19 protein-coding genes and 3 tRNA genes are annotated in these 16,054 nt (G+C 62.9%); 3 read left to right on the top strand and 19 right to left on the bottom strand.

Translation table 11 applies throughout. The features are described from left to right. Window positions 1–20: 20 nt before the first annotated feature. The gene (gene tcdA, locus GT756_RS14115) at window positions 21–842 is read right to left on the bottom strand and encodes a tRNA cyclic N6-threonylcarbamoyladenosine(37) synthase TcdA (protein WP_004205514.1); all 822 of its coding nucleotides are present in this window, start codon (window positions 840–842) and stop codon (window positions 21–23) included. Between the two features lie 87 nt (window positions 843–929). Then, on the bottom strand, window positions 930–2,027 hold the full coding sequence (mltA, locus tag GT756_RS14110; protein WP_002915579.1) for a murein transglycosylase A: 1,098 nt from the start codon (window positions 2,025–2,027) through the stop codon (window positions 930–932). Between the two features lie 210 nt (window positions 2,028–2,237). Here mltA and GT756_RS14105 point away from each other — a divergent pair. The 3 genes from GT756_RS14105 (at window position 2,238) to GT756_RS14095 (ending at window position 2,533) form a co-directional block, all read left to right on the top strand. After that, window positions 2,238–2,314 (top strand) — tRNA-Met (locus GT756_RS14105). A gap of 33 nt (window positions 2,315–2,347) precedes the next feature. Then, window positions 2,348–2,424, top strand: a tRNA-Met gene (locus tag GT756_RS14100). A 32-nt stretch (window positions 2,425–2,456) separates the two neighbouring features. Continuing rightward, window positions 2,457–2,533: transfer RNA gene (locus GT756_RS14095), tRNA-Met, on the top strand. Between the two features lie 95 nt (window positions 2,534–2,628). Here GT756_RS14095 and cobT read toward each other — a convergent pair. From cobT to GT756_RS14010, 17 genes are read right to left on the bottom strand one after another with little or no spacing between them, the layout of a single operon-like run. Then, entirely contained in the window at window positions 2,629–3,684 is a 1,056-nt protein-coding gene (cobT, locus tag GT756_RS14090) for a nicotinate-nucleotide--dimethylbenzimidazole phosphoribosyltransferase (protein WP_023319039.1), read from the bottom strand. A gap of 43 nt (window positions 3,685–3,727) precedes the next feature. Beyond that, window positions 3,728–4,273: a bifunctional adenosylcobinamide kinase/adenosylcobinamide-phosphate guanylyltransferase gene (gene cobU, locus GT756_RS14085; protein WP_004205511.1), complete on the bottom strand. Its 546-nt coding sequence runs from the start codon at window positions 4,271–4,273 to the stop codon at window positions 3,728–3,730. Beyond that, a complete protein-coding gene (locus GT756_RS14080) occupies window positions 4,267–5,790 on the bottom strand; it encodes a cobyric acid synthase (protein WP_064178240.1) in 1,524 nt (507 codons plus the stop codon). Before GT756_RS14080 ends, cobU begins: the two co-directional genes overlap by 7 nt. Next, complete coding sequence (locus GT756_RS14075; RefSeq protein ID WP_135699182.1) at window positions 5,787–6,611, bottom strand: energy-coupling factor ABC transporter ATP-binding protein; 825 nt, start codon at window positions 6,609–6,611, stop codon at window positions 5,787–5,789. Before GT756_RS14075 ends, GT756_RS14080 begins: the two co-directional genes overlap by 4 nt. Window positions 6,612–6,619: 8 nt before the next feature. Then, entirely contained in the window at window positions 6,620–7,297 is a 678-nt protein-coding gene (locus GT756_RS14070) for an energy-coupling factor ABC transporter transmembrane protein (protein ID WP_048325565.1), read from the bottom strand. After that, window positions 7,284–7,565 (bottom strand): energy-coupling factor ABC transporter substrate-binding protein, encoded by a 282-nt coding sequence (locus tag GT756_RS14065; protein WP_004205507.1) that lies wholly within the window; start codon window positions 7,563–7,565, stop codon window positions 7,284–7,286. The genes GT756_RS14070 and GT756_RS14065 overlap by 14 nt, the downstream gene beginning before the upstream one ends. Window position 7,566: 1 nt before the next feature. Continuing rightward, window positions 7,567–8,304, bottom strand: coding sequence for a cobalt ECF transporter S component CbiM (gene cbiM / locus GT756_RS14060; RefSeq protein ID WP_004205506.1), 738 nt, complete (start codon window positions 8,302–8,304; stop codon window positions 7,567–7,569). Beyond that, a complete protein-coding gene (locus tag GT756_RS14055; RefSeq protein WP_023319043.1) occupies window positions 8,304–9,014 on the bottom strand; it encodes a cobalt-factor II C(20)-methyltransferase in 711 nt (236 codons plus the stop codon). Before GT756_RS14055 ends, cbiM begins: the two co-directional genes overlap by 1 nt. After that, window positions 9,011–9,805, bottom strand: coding sequence for a sirohydrochlorin cobaltochelatase (locus GT756_RS14050; protein WP_017899205.1), 795 nt, complete (start codon window positions 9,803–9,805; stop codon window positions 9,011–9,013). The genes GT756_RS14055 and GT756_RS14050 overlap by 4 nt, the downstream gene beginning before the upstream one ends. 10 nt (window positions 9,806–9,815) lie before the next feature. Beyond that, window positions 9,816–10,601, bottom strand: a complete 786-nt coding sequence (locus GT756_RS14045; RefSeq protein WP_122542438.1) for a cobalt-precorrin-6A reductase — start codon at window positions 10,599–10,601, stop codon at window positions 9,816–9,818. Then, on the bottom strand, window positions 10,598–11,323 hold the full coding sequence (locus GT756_RS14040; RefSeq protein WP_070183165.1) for a precorrin-3B C(17)-methyltransferase: 726 nt from the start codon (window positions 11,321–11,323) through the stop codon (window positions 10,598–10,600). The genes GT756_RS14045 and GT756_RS14040 overlap by 4 nt, the downstream gene beginning before the upstream one ends. Next, on the bottom strand, window positions 11,323–12,378 hold the full coding sequence (gene cbiG / locus GT756_RS14035; protein WP_004205497.1) for a cobalt-precorrin 5A hydrolase: 1,056 nt from the start codon (window positions 12,376–12,378) through the stop codon (window positions 11,323–11,325). Before cbiG ends, GT756_RS14040 begins: the two co-directional genes overlap by 1 nt. After that, a complete protein-coding gene (locus GT756_RS14030) occupies window positions 12,359–13,132 on the bottom strand; it encodes a cobalt-precorrin-4 methyltransferase (protein ID WP_004149602.1) in 774 nt (257 codons plus the stop codon). The genes cbiG and GT756_RS14030 overlap by 20 nt, the downstream gene beginning before the upstream one ends. Continuing rightward, on the bottom strand, window positions 13,125–13,694 hold the full coding sequence (locus GT756_RS14025; protein ID WP_023319048.1) for a decarboxylating cobalt-precorrin-6B (C(15))-methyltransferase: 570 nt from the start codon (window positions 13,692–13,694) through the stop codon (window positions 13,125–13,127). Before GT756_RS14025 ends, GT756_RS14030 begins: the two co-directional genes overlap by 8 nt. Beyond that, window positions 13,684–14,289, bottom strand: coding sequence for a cobalt-precorrin-7 (C(5))-methyltransferase (locus GT756_RS14020; RefSeq protein ID WP_023319049.1), 606 nt, complete (start codon window positions 14,287–14,289; stop codon window positions 13,684–13,686). Before GT756_RS14020 ends, GT756_RS14025 begins: the two co-directional genes overlap by 11 nt. Next, window positions 14,283–15,422 carry a cobalt-precorrin-5B (C(1))-methyltransferase CbiD gene (gene cbiD, locus GT756_RS14015; RefSeq protein ID WP_135699184.1) on the bottom strand — a complete coding sequence of 380 codons (1,140 nt, stop codon included), beginning with the start codon at window positions 15,420–15,422 and terminating at the stop codon, window positions 14,283–14,285. The genes GT756_RS14020 and cbiD overlap by 7 nt, the downstream gene beginning before the upstream one ends. Then, window positions 15,419–16,054 carry a cobalt-precorrin-8 methylmutase gene (locus GT756_RS14010; protein WP_069602797.1) on the bottom strand — a complete coding sequence of 212 codons (636 nt, stop codon included), beginning with the start codon at window positions 16,052–16,054 and terminating at the stop codon, window positions 15,419–15,421. Before GT756_RS14010 ends, cbiD begins: the two co-directional genes overlap by 4 nt.

The raw sequence follows: 16,054 nt of genomic DNA, 5'->3' as shown, positions 1-16,054 counted from the left end.
GCTTTCGCTTACCCGCCGAACTACTTCCCGGAAGCCGCAGCGTCGCGCTGCGCTTTCGCCAGCATCTTCTTCAGGGCATGCGACACCGCGACAAACCCGAAGGTCGCGGTCACCATCGTCGCCGCGCCAAAGCCGGCAGCGCAGTCCATCCGCTTCGGTCCTTCCGCCGTGCTCTTCATCGCGCAGACACTGCCGTCCGCCTGCGGGTAGACCAGCGCTTCCGTAGAGAATACGCAGTCCACGCCGAGCTTGCCTTTACTGTTTTTCACCACCCCAAACTGGCTTTTCAGCCGCTCGCGCAGTTTAGCCGCCAGCGGATCCTGGATGGTCTTCGCCAGGTCAGCGACCTGGATCTGCGTTGGGTCAATCTGGCCGCCCGCCCCGCCGGTGGTGACCAGCGGCACTTTGTAGCGGCGGCACCAGGCGATAAGCGCCGCTTTTGGCCGGACGCTATCGATGGCGTCGATGACATAGCTGAAGCCGGCGCCAAGGTATTCGGCCACGTTTTCCGGGGTTACGAAATCATCCACCACCGTCACCCGGCACTCCGGGTTGATCAGGCGAATACGCTCCGCCATCACCTCCGCTTTCGCCAGCCCGACGTTGCCGCTGAGGGCGTGGATCTGGCGGTTGGTATTGGTAACGCAGACATCGTCCATATCGATAAGGGTGATCGCCCCGATGCCGGTCCGCGCCAGCGCTTCCGCCGCCCACGAGCCGACCCCGCCGATCCCGACCACGCAGACGTGGGCGTCGGCAAAACATTGCAGCGCTTTTTCACCATATAAACGTGCCGTACCGCCAAAACGCTGGCGCCAGGCATCGCTGATTACAACAGACATAGGACCTCAGAACAAAATGACAGCGCCCGGAGGCCGCCGCAAACGGCGTCATCCGGGCGCCCTGGTCAACAGGCACGGCCAGGGGTGTTAGCCGCTAAAAACATTTCCCGCGCCTGGCGCGTTTTTCAGCACCCATACGCGGCCGTAGTGGTTATACCAGCCGGCACGGTGGCCAGCGTCAGGCCCAATGCCCTGATAGATGTCGAAATGCTGGCCTTTGATGGCCCCGCCAACGTCGAGGGCGACCATCAGACGCAGTTCGTACTGGCCGTTAAACTTGCCGTTATTATCCAGCAGAGGTACCTCGGCCAGCAAGGTGGTTCCCGGCGGAATAATCGACCGGTCGGAGGCCACCGAGGCGCGGCCGATCAGCGGCACGGCGCTGGCGCCTTTCACCGGCGCGAAAGACTGTGGTTTAAAGAACACGAACGACGGGTTCTGCTCCAGCAGCTCGCGCACTTCCGCTTCGCTGTGCTTTTCACCCCACTCGCGGATCGCCTGCATCGACATATCTTCTTTCTTCACTTCCCCGCGGTCGATCAGCACTTTGCCGATGCTGCGATAGGGCCAGCCGTTTTTCCCGGCATAGCTAAAGAAGTTGAGCGGCGAACCGTCGCCAAAATCGATATAGCCGCTGCCCTGCACGTCCATGATGAAGTTATCCATCAGCGAATTGCTGTACGCCAGCACATAGTTGTCGCTCAGCGCGCCCGCATAAATGCTGGCGCGGGACGGCAACTTGCCGCGCTTCGGCGGCATCCGGTAAATGGGGTACTGGAATTCGCCCTGACGGGTGTGGCGCGCCTGCACCACCGGCGTGTAGTAGCCGGTAAACTGGACGTTGCCATAGTTGTCGACGCCCTGCATCTGCCAGGCGTCGATGCCAAACTGGCGCAGCGTGCGGGTGTCGCCGCCGGCGCGCAGCCACTCCTGCAGCGCGTTATAGACGTTGCTCTGGCTGTTATAGAGGCGCGGAGAGGCGTTACGAATTTGATTAACCTGCTCGGAGAAGTCGCCGGCGTTGATCGGCGCCCCGACGGCATCCGGCTGGTTTACCAGTGAAAACGGCTGGGTGAACTTGCCATCGCTATATTGCTGACCGCGGTCGGTCGGTTTTGAGGAACAGGCGGCGAGCATAGCCAGCATTGCCCCCGTCGCTACGTATTTTGCCCAACGTCCTTTCATGGTGTCTCATCTTTTGCTGCGAAGCCTTAGTGCGTGTTGAAGATAACAAAGCGCCAGAGCTATTGAAATGCGCGATCTCATCGATGGCACAGATTTGTGTAAAAAAACACCACAACGTGGCGTTTTATAAGCCAATTCATACAAAAATGTCGATTTGGTCGAAAAAAGGTTGCATCATCTCGCTAGCGGAGTATAGTGCGCTTCCACGGACGCGGGGTGGAGCAGCCTGGTAGCTCGTCGGGCTCATAACCCGAAGGTCGTCGGTTCAAATCCGGCCCCCGCAACCAATTAAAATTTGATGAAGTAAAGCAGTACGGTGACGCGGGGTGGAGCAGCCTGGTAGCTCGTCGGGCTCATAACCCGAAGGTCGTCGGTTCAAATCCGGCCCCCGCAACCAATCAAATTTGACAACGTGAAGCAGTACGGTGACGCGGGGTGGAGCAGCCTGGTAGCTCGTCGGGCTCATAACCCGAAGGTCGTCGGTTCAAATCCGGCCCCCGCAACCAACATCATAAACACCCTCAAGGGTGTTTTTTTGTTTCTGCCGCCGGCAAAACCTCTGCCGCAAACGGGAACGGCCATTGCCGCCCCCATCTCCTGCTTAACCCTTAGGTAACACAATATTGCTGGCCGCCAGCATGCCCATGCGATGGTACATCGCACAGGCCGCCTCGACGATCGGCATCGCCAGCGCCGCGCCGCTGCCTTCCCCCAGCCGCATACCCATATTGAGATACGGTTCGAGTCCGAGGTGCGCCAGCGCGATACGCGCCCCCTTCTCCGCCGAATAGTGGGACGGGATCAGATACGGTTTTACCGCCGGCGCTATCCGGCACGCCGCCAGCGCCGCCGCGTAAGAGAGAAAGCCATCCAGCACCACCGGCAGCCCGCAGGACGCCGCCCCCAGCATGACGCCGGTCATCCCCAGCAGATCAAATCCACCGACTTTGCTCAGCACGTCGAGGCCATCCTTCGGGTCGGGCTGATTAAGGGCGATAGCCCGCCGCACGACCTCCACCTTGTTGCCAACCTTCGCCAGCGGCAAATTGGCGCCAATCCCAACCACCTCCTGCGCATCGCTGCCGGTCAGGACGCTGACCATCGCCGCCGCCGGCGTGGTATTGGCCATCCCCAGTTCGCCGACGCCAAACAGAGTCACGCCCTCCTGCGCCAGCGCGCGGGTGTAGCGCATCACCTCCAGCAGCAGCTCCTGCCCCTGCTCGCGGCTCATGGCCGGGCCGCGGGCAATATTGCCGCAGCCCCGCGCCACCCGCATATTCACCACGCCGGGCAGCGGTTCGCTATCGATCCCGACATCAATCACGTGCACTTGCGCCCCGGCCTGGGCGGCGAGCACGCAGACGCCGGTGGTGCCGCGGGTCATATTGGCGGCCTGGATGGCCGTGACCGCCTTCGGCGAAATCGCCACCCCTTCGTCCCATACCCCATGGTCGGCGCACATCACCAGCAGAGCCTTTTTCGCCACCTGCGGCTGGCCGCCCAGGCCGGGCATTCCCGCCAGCTGCACCGCCAGCGCCTCCAGACGCCCGAGGCTGCCGGGGGGCTTGAGTAAGCCGTCGATGTGTTGCTGTGCCCGCGCCATGGCGTCGGCGTCCGGCGCGGGGATCGCCCGCAGTACCTCGTTTACGCTTTGCATACAGAATCCCTGCCAGGGCTGGCCCGGTCGGCCAGCGATTGAGTTATTTGATTTTGACGCCGATGCCGGAGACCACCAGCCAGACCGCATCTGCCGCGGCCGCCAGGCGCTGATTGACCCGCCCGGCGATATCACGAAAATGCCGCGCCAGGCGGTTCTCCGGCACAATGCCCATCCCCACCTCGTTGGTCACCAGCACGACGTGCGCCGGGCAGCGCTGACAGGCGGCAATCAGCACGCCAATTTCGTCATCAATAGCCCGCTCCATGGCGGCGTAATCCCAGCCGTCGGGGTCGCTGTCGCCGCCGAGCGCGAACAGCAGGTTGGTGACCATGGTGGTAATGCATTCCAGCAAAATCGCCTCCTCTGGGGCGATATCCGGGGTGATCAGTTCATCAAGCTGCTGCCAGCGCTCGGCGGTGCGCCAGTGGGCGGGCCTGCCGTCGCGATGATGCTGGATCCTTGCGGCCATCTCGTCGTCAAAGATTTGCGAGGTGGCGATATATAAAACCTGCGGCGCATCGGCAATCAGCGCCTCGGCATGGCGGCTTTTGCCGCTGCGCGCGCCGCCGGTAACCAAAGTCAGCATAGGGGCTCCTGATGTTGGCGCATGATGGCGTAAATTTGATCGATGGCGATATGTTCGCGCATGGCATCGGCCAGCAGGTCAAACTGGCGGGTTTTATAGCGGGCATACTCCAGGGCGCTGTCCAGCGGCGCCAGCCCTTTGCGCTGACGCAGGCCGTTAACCAGCGCCCGGGTAAAGGCATCGCTGTCGAACAGGCCATGGAGATAGGTGCCGAACGCCAGGCCGTCGTCGCTGAACGCGCCGTCTGCCACTGACTGTCCCGCTTTATGCAGCAGCAGCAGCGGCGCGCAACCTGCCTCGCGGCGCGTCTCGCCCATATGAATTTCGTAGCCACTGACCCGCAGCCCCGCCGCGTCGGCTAACCAGTCCGGGAGGTTAGCCTCCAGGGTCGCCTGCACCTGAGTGGTGGTTTTGCGCTGGGCGAAGTGGGTCACGGTCTTCAGCACCCCCAGTCCGGGCTGGGTGCCAAGGCCAGACTCCACCTCATCGATAATGGTTTCGCCGAGCATCTGATAGCCGCCGCAGATCCCCAGCAGCGGCACCTTGCGCTGCCGGGCCTGCTCGACCGCGTGCGCTATGCCGCTTTCACGCAGCCAGCACAGATCGCCGAGGGTATTTTTACTGCCCGGGAGAATGACCAGGTCGGCGTCGGCCAGCGCCTGCGGGTCGCGGACATAGCGCACCCGGACGTCAGGCTGCGCCGCCAGGGCGTTAAAGTCGGTAAAATTGGCAATATGCGGCAGGTGAACGACGGCGATGTCGATATCGCGCCGGTCGGTGCGGTGGTATTTCCCGGCCTGCAGCGCCACGCCGTCCTCATCCTCAAGGTCAACTTCAAGCCACGGCATAACGCCCAGCACCGGCACGCCGGTCAACGCCTCGATCTGCTCGATCCCCGAGCGCAGGAGCGCCACATCGCCGCGGAATTTATTGATAATCACGCCTTTCACCCGCGCTCGCTCCTCGGGCTGCAGCAGCGCCAGCGTGCCGTAAATCGCGGCAAATACCCCGCCGCGGTCGATGTCGGCCACCAGGATCACCGGGCACTGCGCCATTTCGGCCATGCCCATATTGACGATATCGCGGTCGCGCAGGTTAATTTCCGCTGGGCTGCCGGCCCCTTCCAGCACCAGCGCCTCATACTCCCCGGCCAGGCTCTGGTAGACCGCGAGGATCTGCTCGCGCAGGCGTGGCTTGTACTGGTGATAGCTCACCGCGTCCATGCTGGTCGCCACCTCCCCCATCAGCACCACCTGCGCCTGACGGTCGCTGGTGGGCTTGAGCAAAATCGGATTCATGCGGACATCCGGGGCGATCCCGGCTGCTTCGGCCTGGAAAATCTGCGCCCGGCCCATCTCTTTGCCATCCGGCGTAATGCCGGAGTTCAGCGCCATATTCTGTGATTTAAACGGCGCGGTGCGCAGTCCATCCTGATAAAAAATGCGGCACAGTCCCGCCACCAGCACGCTTTTCCCGACGTCGGAAGCGGTGCCCTGTAACATAATCGCCAGCGTCATGACGCCTCCTTAATCGCGCCTATCGCATCGTTGCGCATCCGCTGAAAAAACTCCGCTTCGGTTTTACACAGCGGCAGCCCCAGTTCGCTATGAAGTTTCACCAGCCACGGCTGGGTCAATCCCGCCCGGGCCATGGTCTCCGCGCAAGCAAACACCTCGCCGGGTTCCCCTTCGGCCAGCACTTCGCCGTGCCGCAGAACGTAAACGGCGTCGCTCACCTCATAGATCAGATCGATATCGTGGCTGGAGATCACTACGCGCCGCCCCTGCCCGACAATGCGCCGGATGATGGCGATCATCTGCGCGCGCCCGCGGGGATCGAGGCCCGCGGTGGGCTCGTCAAGCAGCAGGTAGCGCGCCTGCAGCACCAGCGCCCCGGCGATCGCCACCCGTTTTTTCTGCCCATGACTGAGGCACTGGATCGGCTGCTGGCGAAATCCCTGGGCATCGACGAGGGTCAGCGCCTCGTCCACCCGGCGGGCGATCTCCTCTTCCGCCACCCCGAGGTTACGCAGACTAAAAGCGATATCGCTGTCGATATCGGTATAGAAGATTTGCTGGTCCGGATCCTGAAACACCGTCGCCATCTGCTGGCGCAGCGCCAGCAGGCCGCGCTTGCTGTAGTCCAGCGGTTTTCCCTGCCATAGCACCGCCCCGCTCTGCGGGCGCAGCAGGCCGCTCAGGTTCATAAACAGCGTCGACTTTCCGCAGCCGTTGGCCCCCACCAGGCCGGTCACCGCATGGCGGGAAAAATCCAGCGTCAGCCCTTTAAGCACCGGCTCATCCTGATAGCGAAACCAGAGATCGGTTGTGGCAAGCATACTTATCCTTAGAGGTGAAAATCACCCTGGTACAATTTGATATCCAGCGCCGTGCTCATCTGTTGATAGCGCAGGAGGACGCGGGTGAACAGCAGTCCCACCAGCATCGCCAGCGAGCGATAGCCCTGCGGCACGCTACCATAGCCAAAACGCAGGGTTTGCGCGCGGTGAATCGCCATCGCCTCGTCCAACAGAATAAAAATGAAGCGCCAGGTCAGCAGGATCTGCTCCGTCAGCAGTCGCGGTACACGACCGCGCTTGAGTAAAATAATCAACTGCGGGAAAGGCAGATTGAGCACCAGCCAGAGCGTCGCCGCCATCGCCGCCAGGCTGCGCCAGAAAGTCTCCCCGGCCACGGCCAGCCCCTGGGCGGAAATCCCTATCGAGAAAGCGCCCAGCCGAAAGCTCGCTAACAGCATCTGCGGGTCGCGGCTGACGCTGAACAGAATGGTCAGCACGCCGACCAGCAAAAAGCCAAAGGGCAGCGCCATCCAGCGGCACCAGCGCCAGAATGAGACCCGTAGCGGCCAGCAGGTCAGCGCGGCGGTTAACGCCAGCGTCAGCGCCTGGCCCCACGCCGGAAGCGTAAAGGCCAGCGCCATCAGCAGCAGCCAGAGCAGAAACTTCCGCTCTGGCGCCACCTGCAGCCAGCGGCTCTGGTAGCTGAGTCGGTCAAACCCGGTCATCACGGCGCTGTCTGCCCCTCGCATATCCGAGAATGTAAAAAATCACCGCCGCGCCCAGCGAGCCCTGCAGGGTAAACAGCAGGCTCTCAATCTCTCCGCTCGCCGGTTCATATAGCGGCTGGAACCAGGGTTGATAATCCGGCGCCACCGCCTGGATCTGGCTCTCCGCTTCGCCGTCCGAGCCGCCAAACTCGCCGCCGTGGTTAATAAAAAATGGCAGGATCATCAGGGCGACCACCATCGCCAACAGGATCAGGGTCTTTTTCATATTAATGTCCCTCCGCGGCGATCAGTCGCCGTTTGGTTAGCTGATCGTAGATCATCACGGTGAGCAACCCTTCCGCGATGGCGATCGGGATCTGCGTCAGGCAGAAGATGCCCATAAACTTGGCGATCGATCCACCTGCTCCGGTTGCCGGATCGGGAAAGGCCACCCCGAGCTGGACGGAGGTGACAAAGTAGGTCATCAGATCCGCCAGCATGGCGCAGAGAAAGACCCCGACATCGCGACGGATCCCCGCCCGACAGGCCAGCTTCCACACCAGATAGCCGACCATCGGACCGATCACCGCCATCGACATCCCGTTGGCGCCAAGGGTGGTCAGGCCGCCATGCGCCAGCAGCAGCGCCTGGAACAGCAGAACGATCGCCCCCAGCACCGCCACTACGCCCGGCCCGAAGAGGATCACCGCCAGACCAACGCCGGTGGGATGCGAGCAGCTGCCGGTCACCGACGGGATCTTCAGCGCCGAAAGAACAAAAATAAACGCCCCGCAGAGAGCCAGCAGCACCTTCTGATTGCTCTCTTCCTGGACGATACGCCGCAGGCGCACCAGGCCGTACCACAGGCAGGGTAAAAACAGCAGCCACCACGCCAGCGCCCACATCGGCGGCAAAAAGCCCTCCATGATATGCATGGCGAACGCCTCCTGTGGGACGATGATCAGCAGAACAGCAGCCGCCAGCCCCCCATACGAAAGCTGCTTCAGCGATTGCACCTGATTCATTACGCCTCCTCCCACTGTTTGTTAACCAGGATGGTCGAGAAATAGGGCAGCGGCTGGTCATCGCTGACCTCGCGCAGGCTGCGCCAGCACTGCTCACCCGGCAGGGTGGCCTCTGACATCATCAGCGCCGCATCCAGCAGCCCCGCCTGCGCCAGCAGCGCCCTTATGCGGGCGAAGCGGCCGTAGACTTTCATCAGAACCAGACTGTCATGCTGGCGCAGCGCCGCGGCAATGTCCGCTTCCGGCGCGGTGCAGGAGATCACCGCCAGCGACTGCTGCTCCATGGCCAGCGGGGTTTTCGCCCGCGCAGCGATGGCGGCGAAGGAGGTAACGCCAGGGACAATCTCCAGCCAGTCCGGGCAGCCAATCCGCTGCAGCAGAAAGACCCAGGTGCTGAACAGCATGGCATCGCCGAGGGTGATAAATCCGACCTGCCTGCCCGCCGCCACTTCCTGGGCCAGCGCCGCGGCGACATCGTTCCACACCGCCTCTTTTTCCGCGCTGTCGGCGCTCATCGGAAAATGGCAGCAGCGGACCTCCGTGTGTGCGCCAAGGTACTCGCGCACGATGGAGAGGGCCAGGCTGTCGCCGCCTTTGCGACCGGCTGGCGCATACAGCACATCCAGCTGGCCGAGGATCCGCGCCGCACGCACAGTGATCAGATCGGCCGCCCCCGGCCCGGTGCTCAGGGCGTACAGTTTGCCGCTCATGCTGCTTTCTCCATCGCGTTATTCAGCGCCTGCTGCAGATGGGCGACGAACATCGCCCGCACCGCCGGATTTTCCCCTAACCCGCTCAGCCACGGCGTTGCCGTGATACCGGCGGCGTTGAACAGCGTTTTCCAGGAGTCCTCTTCGTCCGAGGCCATATCGTTAATGGCGTGGTCGCCGGCCACCAGCATCAGCGGCATCAGGTGCACGCCGGTCACGCCCTGGCGAGCGAGTTCGTTAATCACGATGTCCACTTCGGGATAGCTTTCCACCGCCCCCACCCGCGCCGGAAAACCCTGCACCGCCATCATATGATCCAGACAGGCGTAGGCCGCGAAGGCGTGGTGGCTGGCGCCATGCCCCATAAATACCACTCGTTCCGTCGCCGCCAGCGGCGGCATCTGCTGGCGCAGGGCCTGCATTAGCTGCACGTAATCGCCATGACCGCTCAACAGCGGCGCGCCCAGCGTCAGACGCTGAAAGCGCGGGCGCATGCTCTGCACTTCGCGAACGATCTTCTCGTACTCGTCGCCGTTGATAATGTGCAGGGACTGGATCGCCACATCCTGGTACCCCTGCTCGGCCAGCTTTTGCAGGGCCTGCAGCGGGGTATCGATATGGATGCCGTCGCGCTGCTGCAGTTTGCGAATAATCATCCCCGAGGTGAAGGCGCGAAACAGCGTGCGGTCCGGGCAGCTGGCGGCCAGATCGCGCTCGCAGGCGGCGATGTTCTTCTCGCGGGTGTCGTGATAGCTGGTGCCAAAGCTCACCACCAGAAGTGCTTTTTTCATATCCTGTTCCTCAAGTCGCCGACAGCCAGCGCGTCAGCCGCGCAGCGAAATCGGCCTGGCTTTGCAGTAATTCATCGCCCGTCACCAGCGGCGCCGGACGGGTAATGACGATGCAGGGGATCCCCGCATCGAGACAGGGTTGTACTTTTTCCTGATAGCCCCCTTCCGCCCCCGAGGCTTTCGTCACCACGACGTCGGCCCGGCACTGGCGATAAAAGGCGGCGTTAAATTCAGCGCTGAACGGCCCGCAGAGGGCAAAGATCTCCCCCACGCCAAATCCCAGTTCGCTGCAGTGCTGAACTACCTCCGGCACCGGCAGCACCCGGGCAAGCAGCGTTTTCTCCGCCAGCCCCGCCCGCCAGGCCGCCAGATCTTTGCTGCCGGTGGTCAGCAGGATCCGCTCGCCGAGGCGATGGGCTACCGCGCAGGCCTCGTTCAGATCGCCGACGACGTGAAGAAGCGGATGGCGCAGATCGCTCAGCTGCTCCGGCCTTTGATAGCGGCTGAGCAAGACTCCGACGCTGGCGCAGGCGCGTACAATATTCTCGCTGACCACCTCGGCGTAGGGGTGAGAGGCGTCGATTACCCAGCGGGTGCGTTGCGCCTTCAGCCACTCCGCCATCTGCTGCCACTCCATGCGCCCGCAGCGTATCTGGCCACGGATAGCGCCGGCCAGCTGCTGACCGGTGGGCGTCGCCACCGACAGGGTGTAGCGCACGCCGGCGGCGTCCAGCTGCTGGCAGATCGCCCGCGCATCGCTGGTGCCCCCGATAACCAGCACGTCGCCGTGGTTCACAGCGCGTAGCCTCGCGGGGTAATCATCAGACCGTTATCGATGTATGTCGCTTTGTTGCCGACGATCACCAGGCTGGTCATATCCACCGGGGCGAAATCCATCTCCCCGAGGGTGGTCAGCCATTTCTCCTGCTTTTTACGCCCGGCGGATTTGACCACGCCAACCGGCGTATCCGCGCTTTTGCTGGCCGCCAGCAGCGCAAAGGCGCGCGCCAGATGCCCTTCGCGGCCGCGGCTGCGGGGGTTGTAAAAACAGATAACGAAGTCCGCTTCCCCGGCGGCGACAATGCGTTTTTCAATCACCGACCACGGCGTCAGCAGGTCGCTGAGGCTGATATGGCAGAAATCATGCATCAGCGGCGCGCCGAGCAGCGAGGCGGCGGCGATACTGGCCGTCATCCCCGGGATCAGGCGGACCTCAATGTCCAGCCGCTGCTTATTAACCAGCTCCAGCACCAACCCCGCCATGCCGTAGATGCCGGCATCGCCGCTGCTGATCAGCGCCACGTTATGCCCGGCCTGCGCCAGCTCAATCGCCGCCTGGCAGCGCTCAATCTCTTTGCACATCCCGGTTTTGATCACCTGCTTATCGCCGGTAAAGGCTTTCACCAGGTGCGTGTAGGTCTTATAGCCAACGACGATTTCAGCCGCCTGCAGCGCTTCAATGGCCTCCATGGTCATCATGGACTGCGAGCCAGGGCCAATTCCGATTACGCTTAACATCAGTGTGAAACTCCCAAAGTAATGGTCACGCCCTGCTCGCGCAGGGTTTCGCCGGACAGGTTCCCCTGACTCAGCAGCCAGGCCACCGGGCCGGAGACGCTGCCGACGCCGACCGTCTCCCGGACAAAAGACGAGGCCGGAAAGCGGTGCTCGTGCTCGCGCAGCGCCTCGGCGCTGAAGGTTTCGAACGGCACCCGGCAGCGATGAGCCAGCTGGCGGAGCCCCGGCTCGTTTGCCTTCAGGCTCACGCTGCCGATCGCTTTCAACGCCAGTGGGTCAAGGCGCTGGGCGGCAAGCTGGCGCTCCAGCAGCGTACTGAGCAGCGCGCAGGGGGTGTCGCGCCGGCAGCCGATCCCCGCCACCACCCGCTGGGGCACCAGCTTCCAGTGAGGTATCGGCAGCGGCGGCAGCGACCGGCGCAGGGTGATGCAGATCAGCGCGTCGAGCGACGGCAAGCGCGTAAGGTTCCTCACCGGAATAAAGCCGCGCTGGTCGCAGCGGCTTAGCGCCTCGGTAAATTCAGCGTCGCACCACAGTCCCACCCGCTTACCGCTCACCAGCATCTGATTGACGGTTTTCACCGTCGCGCGAAAATCGGTCATCCGGGCGTTCAGCTCAACAGCCAGTGTGTCGAGGGCGGCCAACTCGTTGACGTCGGTTGCGGTGGTGATCACCGGGTCGGCGCCGAGCATCCCGGCGAGATAGCGGGTCAGGGCATTCGCCCCCCCGGCATGGCCGGAGAGCAGGCTGATGACGTGCCGGGCGCGCTCATCAATCACCACCACCGCCGGGTCGCTGAGCTTGTCATTCACCAGCGGGGCCAGCACCCGCACGGCAATCCCGGTGGCGCCGATAAAAATCAGCGCCGAAAAGCTGCTGAACGCCTCGCGGGCAGCGCTGGCAAAGCCGCCGTTGAAGGGGATAAACCCCTCCTCCTGCAGCGCCTCGCTGGTGTAGCAGGTGAGCGGCAGCATCGCCGCCAGCCTTTTTGCCAGCCGCACGCCGCCGGGCGTCAGGCAAAACAGGGCAATGGATTCAGGCTTTACGGTATTCATGGCTAAAATCCGCTGCGTACAGTTTGGAGTAGTGATACTCATCGCCGAGGAAGGGACCGACGAGGATCAGCGCCGTTTTGCGGATCCCGGCGTCGCGTACCTTATCGCCGATGTCCGCAAGGGTTCCGCGGACGGTCTGGCTTTCCGGCCAGGTGGCCTTATAGATCACCGCGACCGGGGTGGTCGCCGGGTAGCCGCCCTCCACCAGCCGCTCCGCCACCCGGTGAATACGCTGCACGGAAAGGTAAATCGCCATCGAGGTCTGGTGGCTGGCAAAGGCCTCCAGCTGTTCGCGCGCAGGAACCGGCGTGCGCCCTTCCAGACGGGTAATAATCAGACTTTGCGATACCTCGGGCACCGTATATTCCACCCCCAGCTCCGCCGCCGCGCCGAGGAAGGCGCTGACGCCCGGCACCACCTGCCAGCGGATCCCGCGGCGGGTCAGCTCTTCGCCCTGCTCGCGCACCGAGCCGTACAGCGAGACGTCCCCCGTCTGCAGGCGCACCACTGTTTTTCCCGCCTTCACGCCCGCTTCCATCAGATCGAGGATCTGCTCCAGATGCAGCGCGGCGCTGTCGTGACACTCCGCCTGTGGCGGACAGTAGGCCAGCAGCTCGGTGTTGATCAGCGACCCGGCGTAGATCACCACCTGCGCCTGCTGCAGCAGACGGTAGCCTTTGAGAGTAATCAGTTCGCGATCGCCAGGACCGGCGCCGACGAACCACACGCAATGGGGATCAAAAGTCTCAGCCATGGTTTCCTTCCTTCTGACAGGCGATGACAAAAACGGGATTATGGGGTTTGAAGTAGTGGCCGCTGCCCAGCGTGGTCAGCGATGAGACGTTCAGCTGCAGGCAATCAATCTGTGTAATCCCCCGCTGCTGCAGATAGTCGAGAGCCGCATTCAGGTTCTCCTGCAGGATAAAAGTCATCACCAGACGGCCACCGGGATAGAGCTGCTGCCACGACCAGTCAATGAGCTCGTCGAGGCGGCCGCCGCTGCCGCCCATAAAAATGGCGTCGGCGCGTTCGGTCATCACCATCGGCGCTTCGCCGGGCAGGATCTCAATATTGCCGCAGGCGAAATGCTGGCGGTTTTCGTCCAGCAGCCGGAGAGCCGCGGGGTTGCGTTCGATGGCGGTTACCTGCAAAGAGGGATACTGCAGCGCCGCCTCAATCGACACGCTGCCGGTACCGGCGCCGATATCAATCAAGTGGCTTGCCCGGTGTAGCTCAAGTTTGGCCAGCGCCAGCGCGCGAACCGCCTCTTTGGTCATCGGCACCTTCTCGCCGCGCAGAAAAAGCTCATCTTTCATCGAGGATCACCACCGCGTTCATCTCATATTCGGCATCGACCTCACTGACCGGTAGCCAGTGGATCCGCTCGTTATCCATCGCCAGATTTTCGCCGATCACCATCCAGCGATACCCTTTACCCCGCGCCGCCAGCTGGGCGGCGATTTCCCGCGGCCCGCAGCGCCCGTCGGTCACCATCGCCACCTTGCGCTGGCGCGCCAGCTCATCAAAACAGACGTCCCGTCCGTGGCTGCTGGTCAGCCAGATATCGTTCATATCGATACCGGCCTTCGCGCAGAGATACTGCACCGCGCTGATGCCGGGGATAATGCGCACGCGCTCGATGCCAAAGTGGGCGATCAGCCGCGTGCCGATGCCGTAAAAGAGCGGGTCGCCTGAGGCCAGCACCACCACCTTCTGCGCTACGCGTTCGCCGAGCCAGACCAGCAGTTCGGCAATATTGGCGCCCAGCGCAAACCGTTCGCCGCGAAATCCGGGGAACTGCTCTAAATGCCGCTTACCGCCTACCAGCGCATCCGCGCTGGCGACCGCATCTTGCGCCGCCGGCGTCATAAGATGCAGGCCTGACGGCCCCATGCCGACCACCGTTAACATGACATCTCCCGCGCAATCTCGGCGATCGGCCGATTGCTGCCGAGGACCTTGTTATCAAAGGAGAACATGATGGCGTCGCAGACGGGCGGCGCTTTGGTAAAGCGCAGCATCTGCATCACCCGCAGACAGATGCGTTCAGCAAGATGGTTATAGATAGGCTGAAAATCGTACGCGTCGATGTGCTCCATCGCCGCTTCGGTGGTATCGCATTCGCTCACCAGCTGCAGCAGCGCCAGCGGTGCCCCCTGCAGCGCCAGATGCGCGACCAGCGTTTCCATGCGCGCATCGGCGATATGGCTGTGGGTATGGAAGATCCCGGCGGCGACTTTAATCAACTTGCCGGGATGGCCAATCAGCACAATCTGACGGAACCCGAGGCGCACGGCCTCTTCAATCATGTAGCCGACGAAGTTGCTCATGGTGACCACCACCTGCGAGTCGATGCCCATCTGCTCGCGTACGAAGCGCTCGCCGTGGTTCCCCGGCACCAGCACCACGCGCTCCAGTCCGGCGGCGCGTTTGATCTCCAGCTCGAGGGAGAGCGAGCGCTTCCAGCTCTCTTCCGACATCGGGGTGACGATCCCGGTGGTGCCGATAATCGAAATCCCGCCGAGGATCCCCAGCCGCGCGTTATAGGTTTTTTGCGCCCGCACCTCGCCCTCCGGGGCGAAAATCTCTACCGTCGCCCCGCGCGACGGGCCAATCGCCTCGCGCACCGCCGACTCGATGGTGTGCCGCGGGGTGCGGTTAATCGCCGGGCTGCCTATGGGCAGGCCGATCCCTTTGCGGGTGACTGTGCCGATACCTTCGCCGCCGCGCAGGGTTATCTCGCCGGAGTCGTCGAGCGTCACGCGGGCGAAAATCAGCATCCCGTGGGTGGCGTCAACGTCGTCGCCGCCGTCTTTACGAATCGCGGCGATCGCCTGCTGCCCTTCGACGTGCGGCGATTCGACGTTAAGGCACAGGGTCACGCCGGAAGGGGTGACAATGGAGACCTGATGAATGAGGTGCTGGCGCATCACCATCAGCGCCGCCACCTTAGCCGCCGCCGTCGCGCACGAGCCGGTGGTGTAGCCTTTGCGCAGCGCTTTGCCGTTGTGCCACACCGGGGCGTCGAAGGATTGCTCGCTCATCGCGCCTCCCGCAGGTGGTACAGCAGGGCGTTCACAATTGCTGCCGCCACGTTGCTTCCCCCTTTGCGGCCGAGCGCAGCGATAGCCGGCAGGCCGCTCTCGCTGAGCGCCGCTTTCGACTCCGCGGCGCCGACGAACCCGACCGGCACCCCCACCACGCCGCCGATGGCCGTTTCGCGGTGTTCCAGCAGGCGAAACAACGCAGTTGGCGCATTGCCAAAGACAAACACTTTCTCCCCGGGCTCCTGCACCGCAATATCCACCGCCGCCATCGAGCGGGTCATCCCCCGGCTTTGCGCCTCGCGCACCACCCGCGGGTCGCTGATATAGCAGCGGCATTCGCCGCCAAAGCGGGCTAACAGGGTTTTGTTGATCCCGGACAGCGCCATGGTGGTATCGGTATACAGGGTGCAGGGCCGGCTCAGCGCCTCGCTCAGAGCGATCAGGGCATCCGGAGAAAACCACAGAATATCCAGCCACTCGAAGTCAGCGGTGGTGTGGATCACCCGCTTGATAATCGCCTCGTGCAGCGGGCTGGCGAAACGGTAGTCCGGTCGCGTTTCGGCGATGATCTCGCTGATAATGTCGAAGCTTTTCGCCTCAATCGCCTGCGGTTGTTGTATGTACTGCAT

The organism is Klebsiella sp. Q2 (genome assembly GCF_009900705.1).
GTDB lineage: Bacteria > Pseudomonadota > Gammaproteobacteria > Enterobacterales > Enterobacteriaceae > Klebsiella > Klebsiella quasipneumoniae.
This window is presented reverse-complemented; position numbering and strand designations above follow the sequence as displayed.